The 17581-nt window shown below is 62.6% G+C and carries 9 protein-coding genes; all 9 read left to right on the top strand.

Features of this window, described 5'->3' with window-relative positions; all coding sequences use genetic code 11:
* The first annotated feature begins 231 nt into the window (after positions 1–231).
* Positions 232–4383, top strand: a complete 4152-nt coding sequence (gene rpoB / locus ACFOMH_RS10090) for a DNA-directed RNA polymerase subunit beta (RefSeq protein WP_374427968.1) — start codon at positions 232–234, stop codon at positions 4381–4383.
* A gap of 53 nt (positions 4384–4436) precedes the next feature.
* Entirely contained in the window at positions 4437–8666 is a 4230-nt protein-coding gene (rpoC, locus tag ACFOMH_RS10095; RefSeq protein ID WP_374427970.1) for a DNA-directed RNA polymerase subunit beta', read from the top strand.
* A 209-nt stretch (positions 8667–8875) separates the two neighbouring features.
* Positions 8876–9814, top strand: a complete 939-nt coding sequence (locus ACFOMH_RS10100) for a DMT family transporter (RefSeq protein WP_377744282.1) — start codon at positions 8876–8878, stop codon at positions 9812–9814.
* Positions 9815–9820: 6 nt separating this feature from the next.
* Positions 9821–10669 carry a glycosyltransferase gene (locus tag ACFOMH_RS10105; protein ID WP_377744284.1) on the top strand — a complete coding sequence of 283 codons (849 nt, stop codon included), beginning with the start codon at positions 9821–9823 and terminating at the stop codon, positions 10667–10669.
* A gap of 299 nt (positions 10670–10968) precedes the next feature.
* The gene (gene rpsL, locus ACFOMH_RS10110; RefSeq protein WP_022705687.1) at positions 10969–11340 is read left to right on the top strand and encodes a 30S ribosomal protein S12; all 372 of its coding nucleotides are present in this window, start codon (positions 10969–10971) and stop codon (positions 11338–11340) included.
* Positions 11341–11352: 12 nt separating this feature from the next.
* A complete protein-coding gene (gene rpsG / locus ACFOMH_RS10115) occupies positions 11353–11823 on the top strand; it encodes a 30S ribosomal protein S7 (protein ID WP_114347820.1) in 471 nt (156 codons plus the stop codon).
* A gap of 18 nt (positions 11824–11841) precedes the next feature.
* Positions 11842–13965: an elongation factor G gene (gene fusA, locus ACFOMH_RS10120; RefSeq protein ID WP_377744286.1), complete on the top strand. Its 2124-nt coding sequence runs from the start codon at positions 11842–11844 to the stop codon at positions 13963–13965.
* Positions 13966–14028: 63 nt separating this feature from the next.
* Positions 14029–15204, top strand: coding sequence for an elongation factor Tu (tuf, locus tag ACFOMH_RS10125; RefSeq protein ID WP_377744287.1), 1176 nt, complete (start codon positions 14029–14031; stop codon positions 15202–15204).
* A gap of 359 nt (positions 15205–15563) precedes the next feature.
* Positions 15564–17390 (top strand): DUF3616 domain-containing protein, encoded by a 1827-nt coding sequence (locus tag ACFOMH_RS10130; RefSeq protein ID WP_377744290.1) that lies wholly within the window; start codon positions 15564–15566, stop codon positions 17388–17390.
* Positions 17391–17581: the final 191 nt, after the last annotated feature.

Raw genomic sequence — 17581 nt, forward strand, 5'->3', positions numbered from 1 at the left:
CAGGGTCCGGGATATTCCCGGTCCCTGCCGAACCTGTCTTGAAGGACGGTTTCCCGGTTTTGCTCCGATAAGGGCCCCGGATCCGCAGACCTTCCTTCAGGGCATGTTCGGGGTTCGGGAGCCACGCGGTGGGACGCGCGGCACGAATTGGACCCCGCCCCTCATTCGCCGCCTTGCGCCGGTCGGGCCCCGACGACCGATGCAAGCGAAAGACGAAAGGTAAGACCCTCTATGGCGCAAGCTTATGTCGGCCAGAAACGCATCCGGCGTTATTATGGCAATATCCGTGAAGTTCTGGAAATGCCGAACCTCATCGAGGTTCAGAAGTCGTCCTATGACCTGTTCCTGCGGTCGGGCGACGCTGCGGCGCATCAGGATGGTGAAGGCATTCAGGGTGTCTTTCAATCCGTGTTCCCGATCCGGGATTTCAACGAAACCGCCACGCTGGAATTCGTGAAATACGAGCTGGAAAAGCCGAAATACGACGTCGAGGAATGCCAGCAGCGCGACATGACCTATGCCGCGCCGCTGAAGGTGACGCTGCGTCTGATCGTGTTCGATGTCGATGAGAACACCGGCGCCAAGTCGGTCAAGGACATCAAGGAACAGGATGTCTATATGGGCGACATGCCCCTGATGACGCAGAACGGGACGTTCATCGTGAACGGCACCGAGCGCGTCGTCGTCAGCCAGATGCACCGCAGCCCCGGCGTGTTCTTCGACCACGACCGCGGCAAGACCCATTCCTCGGGCAAGCTGCTGTTCGCCTGCCGCATCATTCCCTATCGCGGCTCGTGGCTGGACTTTGAATTCGACGCCAAGGATCTGGTGTTCGCGCGCATCGACCGTCGCCGCAAGCTGCCGGTAACGACGCTGCTTTATTCGCTGGGCATGGATCAGGAAGGCATCATGGATGCTTTCTATGACACCGTGGATTACAAGTTGCAGCGGGCCGGCAAGGGCAAGGATGCCGGCTGGGTCACCCGTTTCTTCCCCGAGCGCGTGCGCGGCACCCGCCCGAGCTATGATCTGGTGAACGCCGCCACCGGCGAGGTCATCACCAAGGCCGGCGACAAGGTCACCCCGCGTCTGGTCAAGCAACTGACCGAACAGGGCGATATCAACCTGTTGATGCCCTTCGACAAGATCATCGGCCGTTTCGTCGCGAAAGATATCGTCAACGGCGCCACCGGCTTCATCTATGCCGAGGCCGGGGACGAGATCACCGCCGAATACGACAAGGATGGCGAACTGTCGGGCGGTCTGCTTAAGGTTCTGTTGGACAATGACATCACCGACATTCCGGTGCTGGACATCGACCATGTGAACGTCGGTCCCTATATCCGCAATACCATGGCGGCCGACAAGAACATGAACCGCGAGCAGGCCTTGATGGATATCTACCGGGTCATGCGCCCGGGCGAGCCGCCGACGGTCGAGGCCGCCAGCACGCTGTTCAACAGCCTTTTCTTTGATGCCGAGCGTTACGACCTGTCCGCCGTGGGTCGGGTCAAGATGAACATGCGTCTTGATCTGGACGCGCCCGACACCCAGCGCACGCTGCGCCACGAGGATATCGTGGCCTGTATCCGCGGTCTGGTGGAACTGCGCGACGGCAAGGGCGAGATCGACGATATCGACCACCTCGGCAACCGCCGGGTGCGTTCGGTCGGCGAACTGATGGAAAACCAGTACCGCGTCGGTCTGCTGCGGATGGAACGCGCGATCCGCGAACGCATGTCGGGCGTCGAGATCGACACCGTCATGCCGCAGGATCTGATCAACGCCAAGCCGGCGGCGGCCGCGGTGCGCGAATTCTTCGGCTCGTCGCAGCTGTCGCAGTTCATGGACCAGACCAACCCGCTGTCCGAAGTGACCCACAAGCGCCGTCTTTCGGCGCTTGGGCCGGGCGGTCTGACGCGCGAGCGCGCGGGCTTCGAGGTTCGCGACGTTCACCCGACCCATTACGGCCGGATGTGCCCGATCGAGACCCCGGAAGGTCAGAACATCGGTCTGATCAACAGCCTCGCGACCTTTGCCCGCGTCAACAAATACGGCTTCATCGAAACCCCCTATCGCAAGGTGATCGAGGGCAAGGTGACCGATGACGTGGTCTATATGTCCGCGACCGAGGAAATGCGCCACACCATCGCCCAGGCGAACGCGACCCTCGACGAGGGTGGCAAGTTCGTGGACGAGCTGATTTCGACCCGTCAGGCGGGCGACTTCATGCTGAACCCGGTCGAGGCGGTGGACCTGATCGACGTGTCGCCGAAACAGCTGGTTTCGGTCGCCGCCGCGCTGATCCCCTTCCTTGAAAACGACGACGCCAACCGCGCCCTGATGGGCGCCAACATGCAGCGTCAGGCGGTTCCGCTTTTGCGCGCCGAGGCGCCGTTTGTCGGCACCGGCATGGAGGCGACCGTGGCCCGCGATTCCGGGGCCGCCATCATGGCGCGCCGGGGCGGCATCATCGACCAGGTCGACGCGCAGCGGATCGTTATCCGCGCGACCGAGGATCTGGGCGCGGGCGACGCCGGCGTGGACATCTATCGTCTGCGCAAGTTCAAGCGTTCGAACCAGTCCTCGACCATCAACCAGCGTCCGCTGGTCAAGGTGGGCGAGCGCGTGGTCAAGGGTCAGGTCGTCGCCGACGGTCCCTCGACCGATCAGGGCGAGTTGGCGATCGGCCGCAACGTGGTCGTGGCCTTCATGCCCTGGAACGGCTACAACTATGAGGACTCGATCCTGATTTCCGAGCGGATCCACCGCGACGACGTCTATACCTCGATCCATATCGACGAATACGAGGTCGCGGCCCGCGACACCAAGCTGGGCCCCGAGGAAATCACCCGCGACATCCCGAACGTCGGTGAAGAGGCGCTGCGCAACCTCGACGAGGCTGGCATCGTCTATATCGGCGCCGAGGTCGGACCGGGCGACATTCTGGTCGGCAAGATCACCCCCAAGGGCGAAAGCCCGATGACGCCGGAAGAAAAGCTTCTGCGCGCCATCTTCGGCGAAAAGGCCAGCGACGTGCGCGACACCTCGCTGCGTCTGCCGCCGGGGGCTTACGGCACCATCGTCGAGGTTCGCGTCTTCAACCGTCACGGCGTCGACAAGGACGAGCGTGCGTTGCAGATCGAGCGCGAGGAAGTCGAGCGTCTGGCCCGCGACCGGGACGACGAGCTGGCGATCCTTGAGCGCAACATCTATGCGCGTCTGAAAACGCTGATCATGGGCAAGGAAGTCGTCAAGGGGCCGAAAGGCATCCGTGCCGGCGCCCATGTCGATGACGATCTGCTGGGCCAGCTGTCGCGCGGTCAGTGGTGGCAGCTTGCCGTCGCCGACGAGGACACCGCCAAGGAAGTCGAGGCGCTGAACCAGCAATTCGACGCGCAGAAACGCGCGCTGGACAACCGTTTCGACGACAAGGTCGAAAAGGTCCGTCAGGGCGACGATCTGCCCCCGGGCGTGATGAAGATGGTCAAGGTGTTCGTGGCGGTGAAGCGCAAGCTTCAGGCCGGCGACAAGATGGCCGGTCGTCACGGCAACAAGGGTGTCGTGTCCAAGGTCGTGCCGATCGAGGACATGCCCTTCCTTGCCGATGGGACCGCGGTCGATATCGTGCTGAACCCGCTGGGCGTGCCGTCGCGCATGAACGTCGGTCAGATCCTTGAAACCCATATGGGCTGGGCCGCGCGCGGTCTGGGGATCAAGATCGACGAGGCGCTGGAGGCGTTCCGCAACGGTTCGGGCGACATGGCCGGCGTGCGCGATGCGATGAAGAACGGTTACGGCGACGAGATGTATGCCGAAACCTTCGAAGGCATGGCGGACGAGCAGTTGCTGGAACATGCCGGCGCCGTGCGCGCGGGCGTTCCGATTGCAACCCCGGTCTTTGACGGCGCCAAGGAAGGCGATGTCGATGACGCGCTGAAACGCGCGGGCTTCGACACTTCGGGTCAGTCCATCGTCTTTGACGGCCGCACCGGCGAGCCTTTCGCCCGCCCGGTCACCGTTGGGGTGAAATACTATCTGAAGCTGCACCACCTTGTTGACGACAAGATGCATGCCCGTTCGACCGGTCCGTATTCGCTTGTGACCCAGCAGCCGCTGGGTGGTAAGGCGCAGTTCGGTGGTCAGCGTCTGGGTGAGATGGAGGTCTGGGCTCTGGAAGCCTACGGCGCCGCCTATACCCTGCAAGAGATGCTGACGGTCAAGTCGGACGACGTGGCCGGCCGGACCAAGGTCTACGAGTCCATCGTCAAGGGCGAGGACAATTTCGAAGCCGGTGTCCCGGAATCGTTCAACGTGCTGGTCAAGGAGGTCCGGGGTCTGGGCCTCAACATGGAACTCCTGGATGCGGAGGACGAGGAGTGAGGGCGCAAGCTCTCACCCCCCATCCATCCCGTGCCCTTCATTAGGAATTGAAAATGAACCAGGAACTTGCCACCAATCCGCTGAACCCGCTGGCCCAGCCGCGGCAGTTCGACGAAATCAAGATCTCGCTGGCCTCGCCCGAAGAAATTCTGGCCTGGTCCTATGGCGAGGTGAAGAAGCCCGAAACCATCAACTACCGCACGTTCAAGCCCGAGCGTGACGGTCTGTTCTGCGCGCGTATCTTTGGCCCGATCAAGGATTACGAATGCCTGTGCGGCAAATACAAGCGCATGAAATATCGCGGCCTCGTCTGCGAGAAATGCGGCGTGGAAGTGACCCTGCAAAAGGTCCGCCGCGAGCGCATGGGCCATATCGAGCTGGCGGCGCCCGTCGCCCATATCTGGTTTCTGAAGTCGCTGCCCTCGCGCATCGGTCTGATGCTGGACATGACGCTGCGCGATCTGGAACGCATCCTCTACTTTGAAAACTATGTGGTCATCGAGCCGGGTCTGACCGACCTGACCTATGGCCAGCTTCTGACCGAAGAAGAGTTCATGGACGCGCAGGACCAGTATGGCGCCGACGCTTTCAGCGCCAATATCGGCGCCGAGGCGATCCGCGAAATGCTGGCCAATATCGACCTGGCCGCCACCGCCGAACAGCTGCGCGAAGAGCTGAAAGAGGCGACCGGTGAGCTGAAGCCGAAAAAGATCATCAAGCGGCTGAAAATCGTCGAAAGCTTCCTGGAATCGGGCAACCGTCCCGAATGGATGGTGCTGACCGTGATCCCGGTCATCCCGCCGGAACTGCGTCCGCTGGTTCCGCTGGATGGCGGCCGCTTCGCGACCTCGGACCTGAACGATCTCTATCGCCGGGTTATCAACCGCAACAACCGTCTCAAGCGGCTGATCGAGCTGCGCGCGCCCGACATCATCGTGCGCAACGAAAAGCGGATGTTGCAGGAATCGGTCGACGCGCTGTTCGACAACGGCCGTCGCGGTCGCGTGATCACGGGCAACAACAAGCGCCCGCTGAAATCGCTGTCGGACATGCTGAAAGGCAAGCAGGGCCGTTTCCGCCAGAACCTTCTGGGCAAACGCGTCGACTTCTCGGGCCGTTCGGTCATCGTGACCGGCCCCGAGCTGAAACTGCATCAATGCGGTCTGCCCAAGAAGATGGCCCTGGAGCTGTTCAAGCCCTTCATCTATTCGCGGCTTGAGGCGAAGGGGCTTTCCTCGACCGTCAAGCAGGCGAAAAAGCTGGTCGAGAAAGAGCGTCCCGAGGTCTGGGATATCCTGGACGAGGTGATCCGCGAGCATCCGGTTCTGTTGAACCGGGCGCCGACGCTGCACCGTCTGGGCATTCAGGCGTTTGAGCCGATCCTGATCGAGGGCAAGGCGATCCAGCTGCATCCGCTGGTCTGTTCGGCCTTCAACGCCGACTTCGACGGCGACCAGATGGCCGTTCACGTCCCGCTGAGCCTTGAGGCCCAGCTGGAAGCGCGCGTGCTGATGATGTCGACGAACAACGTGCTGTCGCCCGCCAACGGCGCACCGATCATCGTGCCGTCGCAGGATATGGTTCTGGGTCTGTATTACACGACCATGGAACGCGAAGGTATGAAGGGCGAGGGCATGGCCTTTGCCAATCTCGAAGAGATCGAGCACGCACTTGCCTCGGGCGAGGTGCATCTGCATGCCAAGATCACCGCGCGCCTGCCCCAGATCGACGAGAACGGCAACGAGGTGATCAAGCGTTATGAGACCACCCCGGGCCGGATCCGTCTGGGCGCCCTTTTGCCGAAGAACGCGAAAGCGCCCTTCGAGCTGGTCAACCGCCTGCTGCGCAAAAAGGACATCCAGAACGTCATCGACACGGTCTATCGCTATTGCGGCCAGAAAGAGGCGGTGATCTTCTCGGACAAGATCATGGGCCTTGGCTTCCGCGAGGCGTTCCGCGCCGGGATCTCGTTCGGCAAGGACGACATGGTCGTGCCGCCCACGAAATGGGATCTGGTCGAGGAAACCCAGGACCAGGTGAAACAGTTCGAACAGCAATATCTGGACGGTCTGATCACCCAGGGCGAAAAATACAACAAGGTCGTCGATGCCTGGTCGAAATGTAACGACCGCGTCACCGATGCCATGATGAAGACCATCTCGGCCACCAAGAAGGACGCCAATGGCGCCGAACTGGAACCGAACTCGGTCTATATGATGGCGCATTCGGGCGCACGGGGTTCGGTCAGCCAGATGAAACAGCTGGGCGGCATGCGTGGCCTGATGGCCAAGCCGAACGGCGAGATCATCGAGACGCCGATCATCTCGAACTTCAAGGAAGGTCTGACCGTTCTTGAATACTTCAACTCGACCCACGGCGCCCGTAAGGGTCTGTCGGATACCGCGTTGAAGACCGCGAACTCGGGTTACCTGACCCGCCGTCTGGTGGACGTGGCGCAGGATTGCATCATCCGTGAGCATGACTGCGGCACCGACAACGCCATCACCGCCTCGGCCGCCGTCAATGACGGCGAGGTGGTCAGCCCGCTGTCCGAGCGTGTGCTGGGCCGGACCGCGGCCGAGGACGTGCTGGTTCCGGGCGAGGATGTGGTGATCGTCCGCAAAAACGAGCTGATCGACGAGCGCAAGGCCGACGAGATCGAGGCGGCGGGCGTTCAGACCGTGCGCATCCGCTCGGCCCTGACCTGCGAATCCGAGGATGGCGTCTGTGCGCTGTGCTATGGCCGCGATCTGGCCCGTGGCACGCTGGTCAATATCGGCGAGGCTGTCGGCATCATCGCCGCGCAGTCGATCGGCGAACCCGGCACGCAGCTGACGATGCGGACCTTCCACATCGGCGGCATCGCGCAGGGCGGTCAGCAGTCCTTTATCGCCGCCGCGCAGGAAGGCGTGGTTGAGTTCCAGAACGAAAGCACGCTGGAAAACGCCAGCGGCGAGCTGATCGTGATGGCGCGCAACATGCAGCTGCACATCAAGAACGCGCAGGGCGAGACGCTGGCCAGCCACAAGCTGTTCTACGGCTCGAAGCTGTTCGTGCGCGATGGCGACGCGGTGACGCGCGGCCAGAAGATGTTCGAATGGGATCCCTATACCCTGCCGATCATCGCCGAAAAGGCGGGTGTCGCGAAATATGTCGACCTGATCACCGGGCTTTCGGTCCGCGATGAGACCGACGACGCGACCGGCATGACGCAGAAGATCGTGACGGACTGGCGCTCGGCCCCGAAAGGCAACGAGCTCAAGCCCGAGATCATCATCGTCGATGCCGATGGCGAGCCGGTGCGCAACGAACAAGGCAACCCGGTCACCTATCCGATGTCGGTCGACGCGATTTTGTCGGTCGAGGACGGGCAGGAGATCCTGGCCGGTGACGTCGTGGCGCGTATCCCGCGCGAAGGCGCCAAGACCAAGGACATCACCGGGGGTCTGCCCCGCGTGGCGGAACTGTTCGAGGCCCGTCGTCCCAAGGATCACGCCATCATCGCCGAAATCGACGGCTATGTGCGCTTTGGCAAGGACTACAAGAACAAGCGCCGCATCGCCATCGAACCCAGCGAGGACGGGCTTGAGCCGGTCGAATACATGGTGCCGAAAGGCAAGCACATCCCGGTGCAGGAAGGCGACTTCGTGCAGAAGGGTGACTATATCATGGACGGCAACCCGGCGCCGCATGACATCCTGCGCATCATGGGGATCGAGGCTCTGGCCGACTATCTCATCGACGAGGTGCAGGACGTCTATCGCTTGCAGGGCGTTAAGATCAACGACAAGCACATCGAGGTGATCGTTCGCCAGATGCTGCAAAAGATCGAGATCCTCGACAGCGGCGATACCACGCTGCTGAAGGGCGAGCATGTCGACCGCGACGAGTTCGAGGAAGAGAACGCCAAGATCGAAGCCAAGGGGGGCCGTCCGGCCTCGGGCGAGCCGGTGCTGCTGGGCATCACCAAGGCCAGCCTGCAAACCCGCAGCTTCATCTCGGCCGCCTCGTTCCAGGAAACCACCCGCGTGCTGACCGAGGCCGCCGTTCAGGGCAAGCGCGACAAGCTGGTCGGCCTCAAGGAGAACGTCATCGTCGGCCGGCTGATCCCGGCCGGGACCGGTGGCGCCACCGCCCGCGTGCGCCGCATCGCCTCGGATCGCGACAATGAGGTGATCGAGGCCCGCCGCGCCGAGGCCGAGGCCGCCGCCGTGCTGGCCGCCCCGATCGAGGTCGCGGTGACGCCCGAGGCCGTGGTCGTCGAACCCGGCAGCGAGGACTGATCGTCCCCGGACGCCTCGGGCCAAGGCCCGATGACAGAATGGAAAAGGCCCGGCCATCGCGCCGGGCCTTTTCATTTCGGGGCCCCGATCCGGGCGGGAGATGCGGCTTTCGGGACATGGCATTTGAGCCGGTATCGGCCCCCCGAAGATGGGACTGGCGTTTCCCCGCGGCCTTGCCTAACGCTTGCGAAATCGCAACCGGAGCGACCATGCGCACCCCGTTCTTGTCCACAAGCCGCCGCCTGCGTCCGAAATCAGAGCCTCCGGTGCGGGATCAGGCGATGTCGGACAATCTGCGCGGTGCGGCGCTGATGCTGATCAGCATGGCGACCTTTACCTGCAACGACGCGGTGATGAAGGCGGTGACGCAGACGCTGCCGCTTTATGAATCGGTGGCGCTGCGCGGGCTTTCGGTGCTGGTGCTGATGCTGGTCGTGGCGCGGATTCAGCAGGGGGGCGTCCGGCTTTCGGTGCCGCGTGAGGATCTTTTGCCGCTGGTGGTGCGCACCGTGGCCGATATCGCCTCGACGGTGCTTTATCTTCTGGCGCTGCGCGAGATGGCGCTGGCGGATCTTTCGGCGATCCTGCAGGCGCTGCCACTGGGGGTGACGCTGGCGGCGGGGCTGTTCTTTCACGAAAGGCTGGGCTGGCGGCGGCTTTCGGCAATCGGCGTGGGCTTTGTCGGCGTGGTCATGATCCTGCGGCCGGGAAGCGGCGCGTTCGACATCTGGTCGGTGGTCGCGCTGGCATCGATGCTGTTGATCGTGCTGCGCGATATCGTGACGCGCACCTTTTCGGCCGGGATCGGGTCCTCGACCATCGCCTTTTATGCGGCGGCGACGATCACGCTGACCGGGTTCATCCTGGGCGTGGGCGAGGAATGGCGCATGCCCGACCAGCGCGAGGCGGGCCTGCTATTGCTGTCGGCGGGGTTTCTGACTGCGGGCTATATCACGGCGGTGGCGACCATGCGCGTGGGCGAGATTTCCCTGATCGCGCCGCTTCGCTATACCTCGCTGGTCTGGGCGATCGTGCTGGGGCTTGTCATATTCGGCGAATGGCCCGATCTGTGGACATGGCTGGGCTCGGTGCTGGTCGTGGGCGCGGGGCTTTACACGATCCTGCGCGAACAGAGTGTGAAAGGGTGATTTGTCATGCGTGTGCAGATGCTGGGACTGTGTCGTTTCTCATATCTGGGCGGCGGCGGCTATCAGGTGGGCCATGACAGCATCGACGCGCGCCGGGCCTTTCTTTATCACCCGGACCGTCTGGCGCGGCGCTGGTTCTGGTTCGAGAACGTCACGCTGCCGGCCTATCTGGCGCAAAGCGATCCCGATTTCACGCTGGTGATCATGACCGGTCCCGACCTGCCCGAACCCTATCTGGGCAAGCTGCATGATCTTGCGCGCGATGTGGCGCAGATCAAGCTGGAACTGATCCCGCCGATGGAGGAACACACCGCCGCCTGCATGGCCGCCGTGGCGCCGCATATGGATGCGAAAGCCGAGGTGATCGGGCATTTCCGACAGGATGACGACGACGCCGTTGCCTTTGATTTCATCAAGCAGGCGCGCAAGGATTTCGCGCTGATGCGGCGGCTCTGGCGCAATCGGGGGCGGCTTTGCTGTGACTATTCGCGGGGGGTGATCCTGAAGGGCACGGGGCAGGGGGTCACGGTCGAGCCGTGGATCGTCTATAATACCGGCATCGCCCAGCCGATCTATCTGCCGCCGGAATTGCAGCGCACGGCGGTGCATTTCCAGCATTGGAAGGTGGGGCTGTCGATGCCCAACGTGATGATGACCGGGCCGGTGATGTTCGCCCGTTTCCTGCATCACGACAATGACTCGGGGGCGATCGGCGCCGGCTATCGCTGGCCGGCCGAGGGCGAGAACTGGGAAAAGCTTCTGGCCAAGCGGTTCCGCATCGACCTTGCGGCGCTGGATCGCGGGGCGCGGGGCTTTGGCCTTCCCGGTGCGGCGCGCGCGCGCTGGGGCACCTGACCCGGCGGGCGGGGACGGGCGCGGCGCGCCATGCGGGGCCGGGCGGGCAAAGGGCAGGGCTGTTGACTCACCCCGGAAATCGCCATATACGCCCCTCACCCAGCGGGTAACCGCTTGGGATCCAGAACCTCATTGGTCTGATCCGGGCCGCTATCGCCTTGATCCTCTGGTAATTTTACCCGTCCTTCCCCTTTTCGGGGCAGGGTGGGCCGTGGCGTCTCACGATTCGCGTGGGACGCTGTCGAGAAGTGGCGCAGCACATCGCTGCGAGTATTGACGAAAGCAAGACGGGGAACCGAATGCCGACGATCCAACAGCTGATCCGCAAACCGCGGCAGCCCAAAGTGCAGCGCTCGAAGTCGCAGCACCTTCAAGGATGCCCGCAAAAGCGTGGTGTCTGCACGCGCGTCTATACCACGACGCCGAAAAAACCGAACTCCGCTATGCGTAAGGTCGCCAAGGTGCGCCTGACGAATGGCTTCGAGGTCATCTCCTACATTCCGGGCGAAAAGCACAACCTCCAGGAACACAGCGTCGTGCTGATCCGTGGCGGCCGGGTAAAAGACCTTCCGGGTGTCCGTTATCACATCCTGCGCGGTGTGCTGGATACCCAAGGCGTCAAAGACCGTCGTCAGCGTCGTTCGAAATACGGCGCGAAGCGTCCGAAGTAAGGAGATCAGCACATGTCTCGTCGTCACGCCGCTGAAAAGCGCGAAGTTCTGCCCGACGCCAAATTTGGCGATCGCGTGCTGACCAAGTTCATGAACAACCTGATGGTTGATGGCAAGAAATCGGTTGCCGAGCGCATCGTCTACAGCGCCCTCGACCGCGTTCAGGGCAAGCTCAAGCGCGAGCCCATCGAGGTGTTCCACGAAGCCCTCGACAACGTGAAACCCTCGGTCGAGGTGCGTTCGCGCCGCGTCGGTGGTGCCACCTACCAGGTCCCGGTCGAGGTTCGCCCGACCCGCCGCGAGGCTCTGGCCATCCGCTGGCTGATCACCGCCGCGAAAAACCGCAACGAGCACACGATGGAAGAGCGCCTTGCCGGCGAGCTTGCCGATGCCGTCAACGGTCGCGGCACCGCCGTGAAGAAGCGCGAAGATACCCACAAGATGGCCGACGCCAACAAGGCGTTCAGCCACTACCGCTGGTAACCGGAAGGAAGGCCCTTTATGGCACGCGAATATCCGCTGGAGCGCTATCGGAACTTCGGCATCATGGCCCACATCGATGCCGGCAAGACCACCACGACCGAGCGCATCCTGTTCTATACCGGCAAGAACCACAAAATGGGCGAGACGCATGACGGCGCCTCGACCATGGACTTCATGGAACAGGAAGCCGAGCGCGGGATCACCATTTCCTCCGCTGCGACCTCGACCTTCTGGCAGAAGCACGAAGACCCGGAATTCACCCCGGATCAGGCCGAGCGCTGCCGCTTCAACATCATCGACACCCCCGGCCACGTCGACTTCACCATCGAAGTCGAACGCTCGCTGGCGGTTCTGGACGGCGCGATCTGCCTTCTGGACGGCAACGCCGGTGTCGAGCCGCAGACCGAAACCGTGTGGCGTCAGGCTGACCGCTACAAGGTTCCGCGCATCGTGTTCGTCAACAAGATGGACAAGATCGGCGCCGACTTCTTCAAGTGCGTCCACATGATCAAGGACCGCACCGGCGGCATCCCCTGCCCGATCGCCCTGCCGATCGGCGCCGAGGACACGCTGGAAGGCATCGTCGACCTGATCAAGATGGAAGAATGGGTGTGGAAGGGTGAAGACCTCGGCGCAAGCTGGGTTCGTCAGCCGATCCGGGCCGAGCTTCAGGACGTCGCCGAAGAATGGCGCGGCAAGATGATCGAACTGGCCGTCGAGCAAGACGACGACGCCATGGAAGCCTATCTTGAGGGCAACGAGCCCGACGAGGCGACGCTGCGCCGGCTGATCCGCAAGGGCACGCTGTCGCTGTCGTTCTTCCCGGTCATGGCCGGCTCGGCGTTCAAGAACAAGGGCGTGCAGCCGCTGCTGAACGCTGTCGTGGATTTCCTGCCCGCTCCGACGGACGTTCCGGCCTATGTCGGCTTCGCCCCCGGTGACGAGACCGAAACCCGCAACATCGAGCGTCATGCCTCGGACAGCGACCCGTTCTCGGCGCTGGCCTTCAAGATCATGAACGACCCCTTCGTCGGCTCGCTGACCTTTACCCGCATCTATTCGGGCGCTCTGAAAAAGGGCGACCAGATGATGAACTCGACCAAAGGCAAGCGCGAGCGCGTTGGCCGCATGATGATCATGCACGCCATCAACCGCGAGGAAATCGAGGAAGCTTTCGCCGGCGACATCATCGCGCTGGCGGGTCTGAAGGAAACCACCACGGGTGACACGCTGTGCGACCCGGCCAAACCGGTGGTTCTGGAAACCATGACCTTCCCCGAGCCGGTGATCGAGATCGCCGTCGAGCCGAAATCGAAAGCCGACCAGGAAAAGATGGGCCTCGCCCTTCAGCGCCTGGCTGCCGAAGACCCGTCCTTCCGTGTCGAAACCGATATCGAATCGGGCCAGACCATCATGAAGGGCATGGGCGAACTTCACCTCGACATCCTGGTCGACCGCATGAAGCGCGAGTTCAAGGTCGAGGCGAATATCGGCGCCCCGCAGGTGGCTTATCGCGAGACCATCTCGAACGAGGCCGAGATCGACTATACGCACAAGAAACAGACCGGTGGTACCGGCCAGTTCGCGCGTATCAAGCTGGTCATCACTCCGACCGAGCCGGGCGAAGGTTATTCGTTCGAGTCGAAGATCGTCGGTGGTGCGGTGCCCAAGGAATACATTCCGGGCGTCGAAAAAGGCATCAAGTCGGTCATGGATTCGGGCCCGCTGGCTGGCTTCCCGGTGATCGACTTCAAGGTCGCGCTGATCGACGGTGCGTTCCACGACGTCGACTCGTCGGTTCTCGCCTTCGAGATCGCTGCCCGTGCCGGTATGCGTGAAGGTCTGAAAAAGGCCGGCGCCAAGCTGCTGGAACCGATCATGAAGGTCGAAGTCGTGACGCCGGAAGAATATACCGGTTCGATCATCGGCGACCTGACCAGCCGTCGTGGCATGGTCCGTGGTCAGGACAGCCGCGGCAACGCCAACGTCATCGACGCGATGGTGCCGCTGGCCAATATGTTCGGCTACATCAACAACCTGCGCTCGATGTCCTCGGGCCGCGCGGTGTTCACGATGCAGTTCGACCATTACGAGGCCGTGCCGCAGAACATCTCGGACGAGATCCAGAAGAAATACGCCTAATCGGGATGGCGGGGGTGACCCCGCCTCTCCATTCAGAACATCAGAATCCAAGGAGCCCTGCTTATGGCAAAGGCAAAGTTTGAACGTACGAAACCGCACGTCAACATTGGTACGATTGGTCACGTTGACCACGGCAAGACGACGCTGACGGCTGCGATCACGAAGTATTTCGGCGAATTCCGTGCGTATGACCAGATTGACGGCGCGCCGGAGGAAAAGGCTCGCGGGATCACGATTTCGACCGCGCATGTGGAATACGAATCGGATGCGCGTCACTATGCGCATGTGGACTGCCCCGGGCACGCGGACTATGTGAAGAACATGATCACGGGTGCTGCGCAGATGGACGGCGCGATCCTGGTGGTGAACGCGGCTGACGGCCCGATGCCGCAGACGCGCGAGCACATTCTTCTGGGCCGTCAGGTGGGGATCCCCTACATGGTCGTTTACCTGAACAAGGTCGACCAGGTTGACGACGAAGAGCTGCTGGAACTGGTCGAGATGGAAGTGCGCGAGCTGCTGTCCAGCTACGACTATCCCGGCGACGATATTCCGATCATCAAGGGCTCGGCTCTGGCGGCGATGGAAGGGCGTGACCCCGAGATCGGCGAGAACTCGATCCGCGCGCTGATCGCGGCGGTCGACGAATACATCCCGACGCCCGAGCGTGCGATCGACCAGCCCTTCCTGATGCCGATCGAAGACGTGTTCTCGATCTCGGGTCGTGGTACGGTTGTGACCGGCCGTGTCGAGCGTGGCGCGGTGAACGTCGGCGACGAACTGGAAATCGTGGGCATCCGCGACACCAAGAAAACGACCTGCACGGGCGTGGAAATGTTCCGCAAGCTGCTGGATCGCGGTGAGGCTGGCGACAATATCGGCGCGCTGCTGCGCGGTGTGGATCGTGACGGCGTCGAGCGCGGTCAGGTTCTGTGCAAGCCGGGTTCGGTGAAGCCGCACACGAAGTTCGAAGCCGAGGCCTATATCCTGACCAAGGAAGAAGGCGGCCGTCACACGCCGTTCTTCGCGAACTATCGTCCGCAGTTCTATTTCCGCACGACGGACGTGACCGGGACGGTGAACCTTCCTGCCGGGACCGAGATGGTGATGCCGGGCGACAACCTGAAGTTCGAGGTCGAGCTGATCGCGCCGATCGCGATGGAAGAAAAGCTGCGCTTCGCGATCCGCGAAGGCGGCCGCACGGTCGGCGCGGGTGTCGTGTCGAAGATCCTGGCGTAATTCCCGACCGGGGATGACGGGATGATCGCAAGACGCGCCTGCTGAGGCCTGTCGAAGATCCTCGCGTCATGCCCGCGAAGGGGATGACCCGCAGACAATCATCGAGTGATCGCGCAAGCGATATCGTGATGGAAAGGCCGCCCCAAAAGGGCGGCCTTTTTCCGCAGAAAAAGGGGGGGCTATTCGGCAATAGTTCGCAACTATTCGGGATCTGCGGGAATAAAGTCACCGAAATGTCGTAATCCCGTCATGATGCCAAAGGGAGCACGACCATGAGCAAGAAGAAAAAGAACAAATCAGCCGGGTCGGAGGATCTTCGGCAAGCCGAGGCACCGGAGCCTGTCCCCCCACAGGATTTGGTGCCCCCTCCATCCGCCGACGCCGAAGAGACCATCATCGATCCGGCAGCGGGCGATGCCCGGGCCCCCGCCGGTTCCGCCCCGGATCCCGGTGCCGCAACCGCCCCCGATATCGAGCTTGGGCAGGTTTCGATCCCGGCGGCGGAACCGGTGGCGAGCCATGTCCCGGATGATGCGGCCCAAATGCCGGAAGCGACCGAGCCCGCCGCCATGCCACCAGGGGACGACGCCGCCACACCCGATGCCGCGTCCGAGGGCAAGACCGGCAAGGAGAAACCGCCCGGATCCTCGAAGGCGATCGAGACGCTGTTTCGCAATGCCATCCGCGCCGAGCTTGAGATCATCGCGCTGGCCGCCACCAAGGCCAATATCATGATCTCGCTGAACGGGCTGATCATCTCGGCCCTGATGATTTCGGGGGCGTTCATCTTTTCGTCGACGGCGGCCTTTCTGTTGCCGGCGGGGGTGTTTCTGCTGACGGCGGCGGCCTCGATCTTTTTTGCGCTGCTGGCGGCCTCGCCGGAGCGGGCGGGCCTGTTCACGGCGCTGCGGGACTGGGCGCTGGCGGTCTGGCGTAAAGAGGCGCGGCTCGCGGATCTGCGCGACTATCTGCGCCGCAATGCCGCCCCGCCACAGGACGGCGCGCCCAACCTGTTGATCTATGAACAGCGGGTGACGCTGAGCCGGGACGAGCATTGGCAGCGCATGCAGATCCTCTTGCGCGACCGCCAGGAAATCTATCACCAGATGAGCGATCAGCTTTACTGGCTGGGGCTGATGGCCGAGCGGAAATTCCGCATGCTCGACCTGTCCTATACGATCTTTCGCTGGGGCCTGCTGGCCTCGGTCCTGACGTTTTTCAGCGTCAAATCGGTGATCGGTCTGTTCCCGGGCCTGTCGGGCGAGCCGGTGACGCGGCTGCGCAATGTCGGCATCGCCGAGTTCACCGATACCTATGAACCCTCGGCCGTGCAGCAGCTGACCGATGGCCGCATCCTTGTGGTCGAGGACGAGGCCGCCCGCGCCATGAGCGTGATGGAGATATCCCCCGATGGCAGTCTGGTCGAGAACGCCGCCAATGACGTCAAGATCACCCGCGCCTTTGGCCGCAAGCTGAGCGATCTTGAGGGGCTGTCGGTCGATGACGAAGGCCATCTTTACACCATCACCTCGCATTCGCGCACCAATGACGGCGAGAGAAAGCCGGATCGCGAACAGCTGCTGCGGTTCCGCATTTCCGGCAATCAGGTCGGCGATATCGTCGCCCATACCACGCTGCGCGACGAGCTTGAGGCCGACGAAACGCTCAAGACGCGGATCCGCGACATGGCCAGCGAAGAGGTCGAGTTCGACAAGCTCAATATCGAGGGCCTGTCGTATCACAAAGAGGCCGGGCACCTGCTTTTGGGGCTGCGCGAGCCGATGGTGGCGGGGCGTTCGCTGATCGTCACCATCACCAATCCCGAGGACATGTTCGAACGCGATGCCGCGCCCCGGTTCGGAACGCCCGTGCTTTTGGATCTGCAAGGCGGCGGCATCCGCGCGCTGAGCCACGATCCGGTTCTGCAAAGCTTTCTGATCGTCAACGAAATCGAGGGCTATGAGGGCAACCGCTATTCGCAGCTCTGGTCCTGGTCGGGCGATGCGGCGGCCCCGCCCGAGCCGGTGGCGCTGCCCGATATCATCAATCTCAACAATGTGGAATCGATCGACTCGATCGTCATCGGGGGCGAGCCGCGCCTGCTTTTGATGAGCGATGAGGGGAATGAAAAGAAGAACCGCCCCGCGCGCTATATGATGCTGGAATACGATCAGCTGGGCCGCTAGGCTGGTCTGGCGGGACCGGGCAGGGGCCGCGAAACGGCCCTTGACTTGGGGGCGCGGATCGGGCAAAGCCTGCCGCGTCGCAGCCGGTATCGCGAATATCACAAGAATCGGTTGCATTGTGCCGGGTCGCCCGTAAGCGGGCGGCCTGCACTGTTTTTGCGGTTCGACGCTGGCGATGCGTGGTGTGTCGT

This window comes from Paracoccus mangrovi (assembly GCF_042648425.1).
GTDB classification, from domain to species: domain Bacteria; phylum Pseudomonadota; class Alphaproteobacteria; order Rhodobacterales; family Rhodobacteraceae; genus Paracoccus; species Paracoccus mangrovi.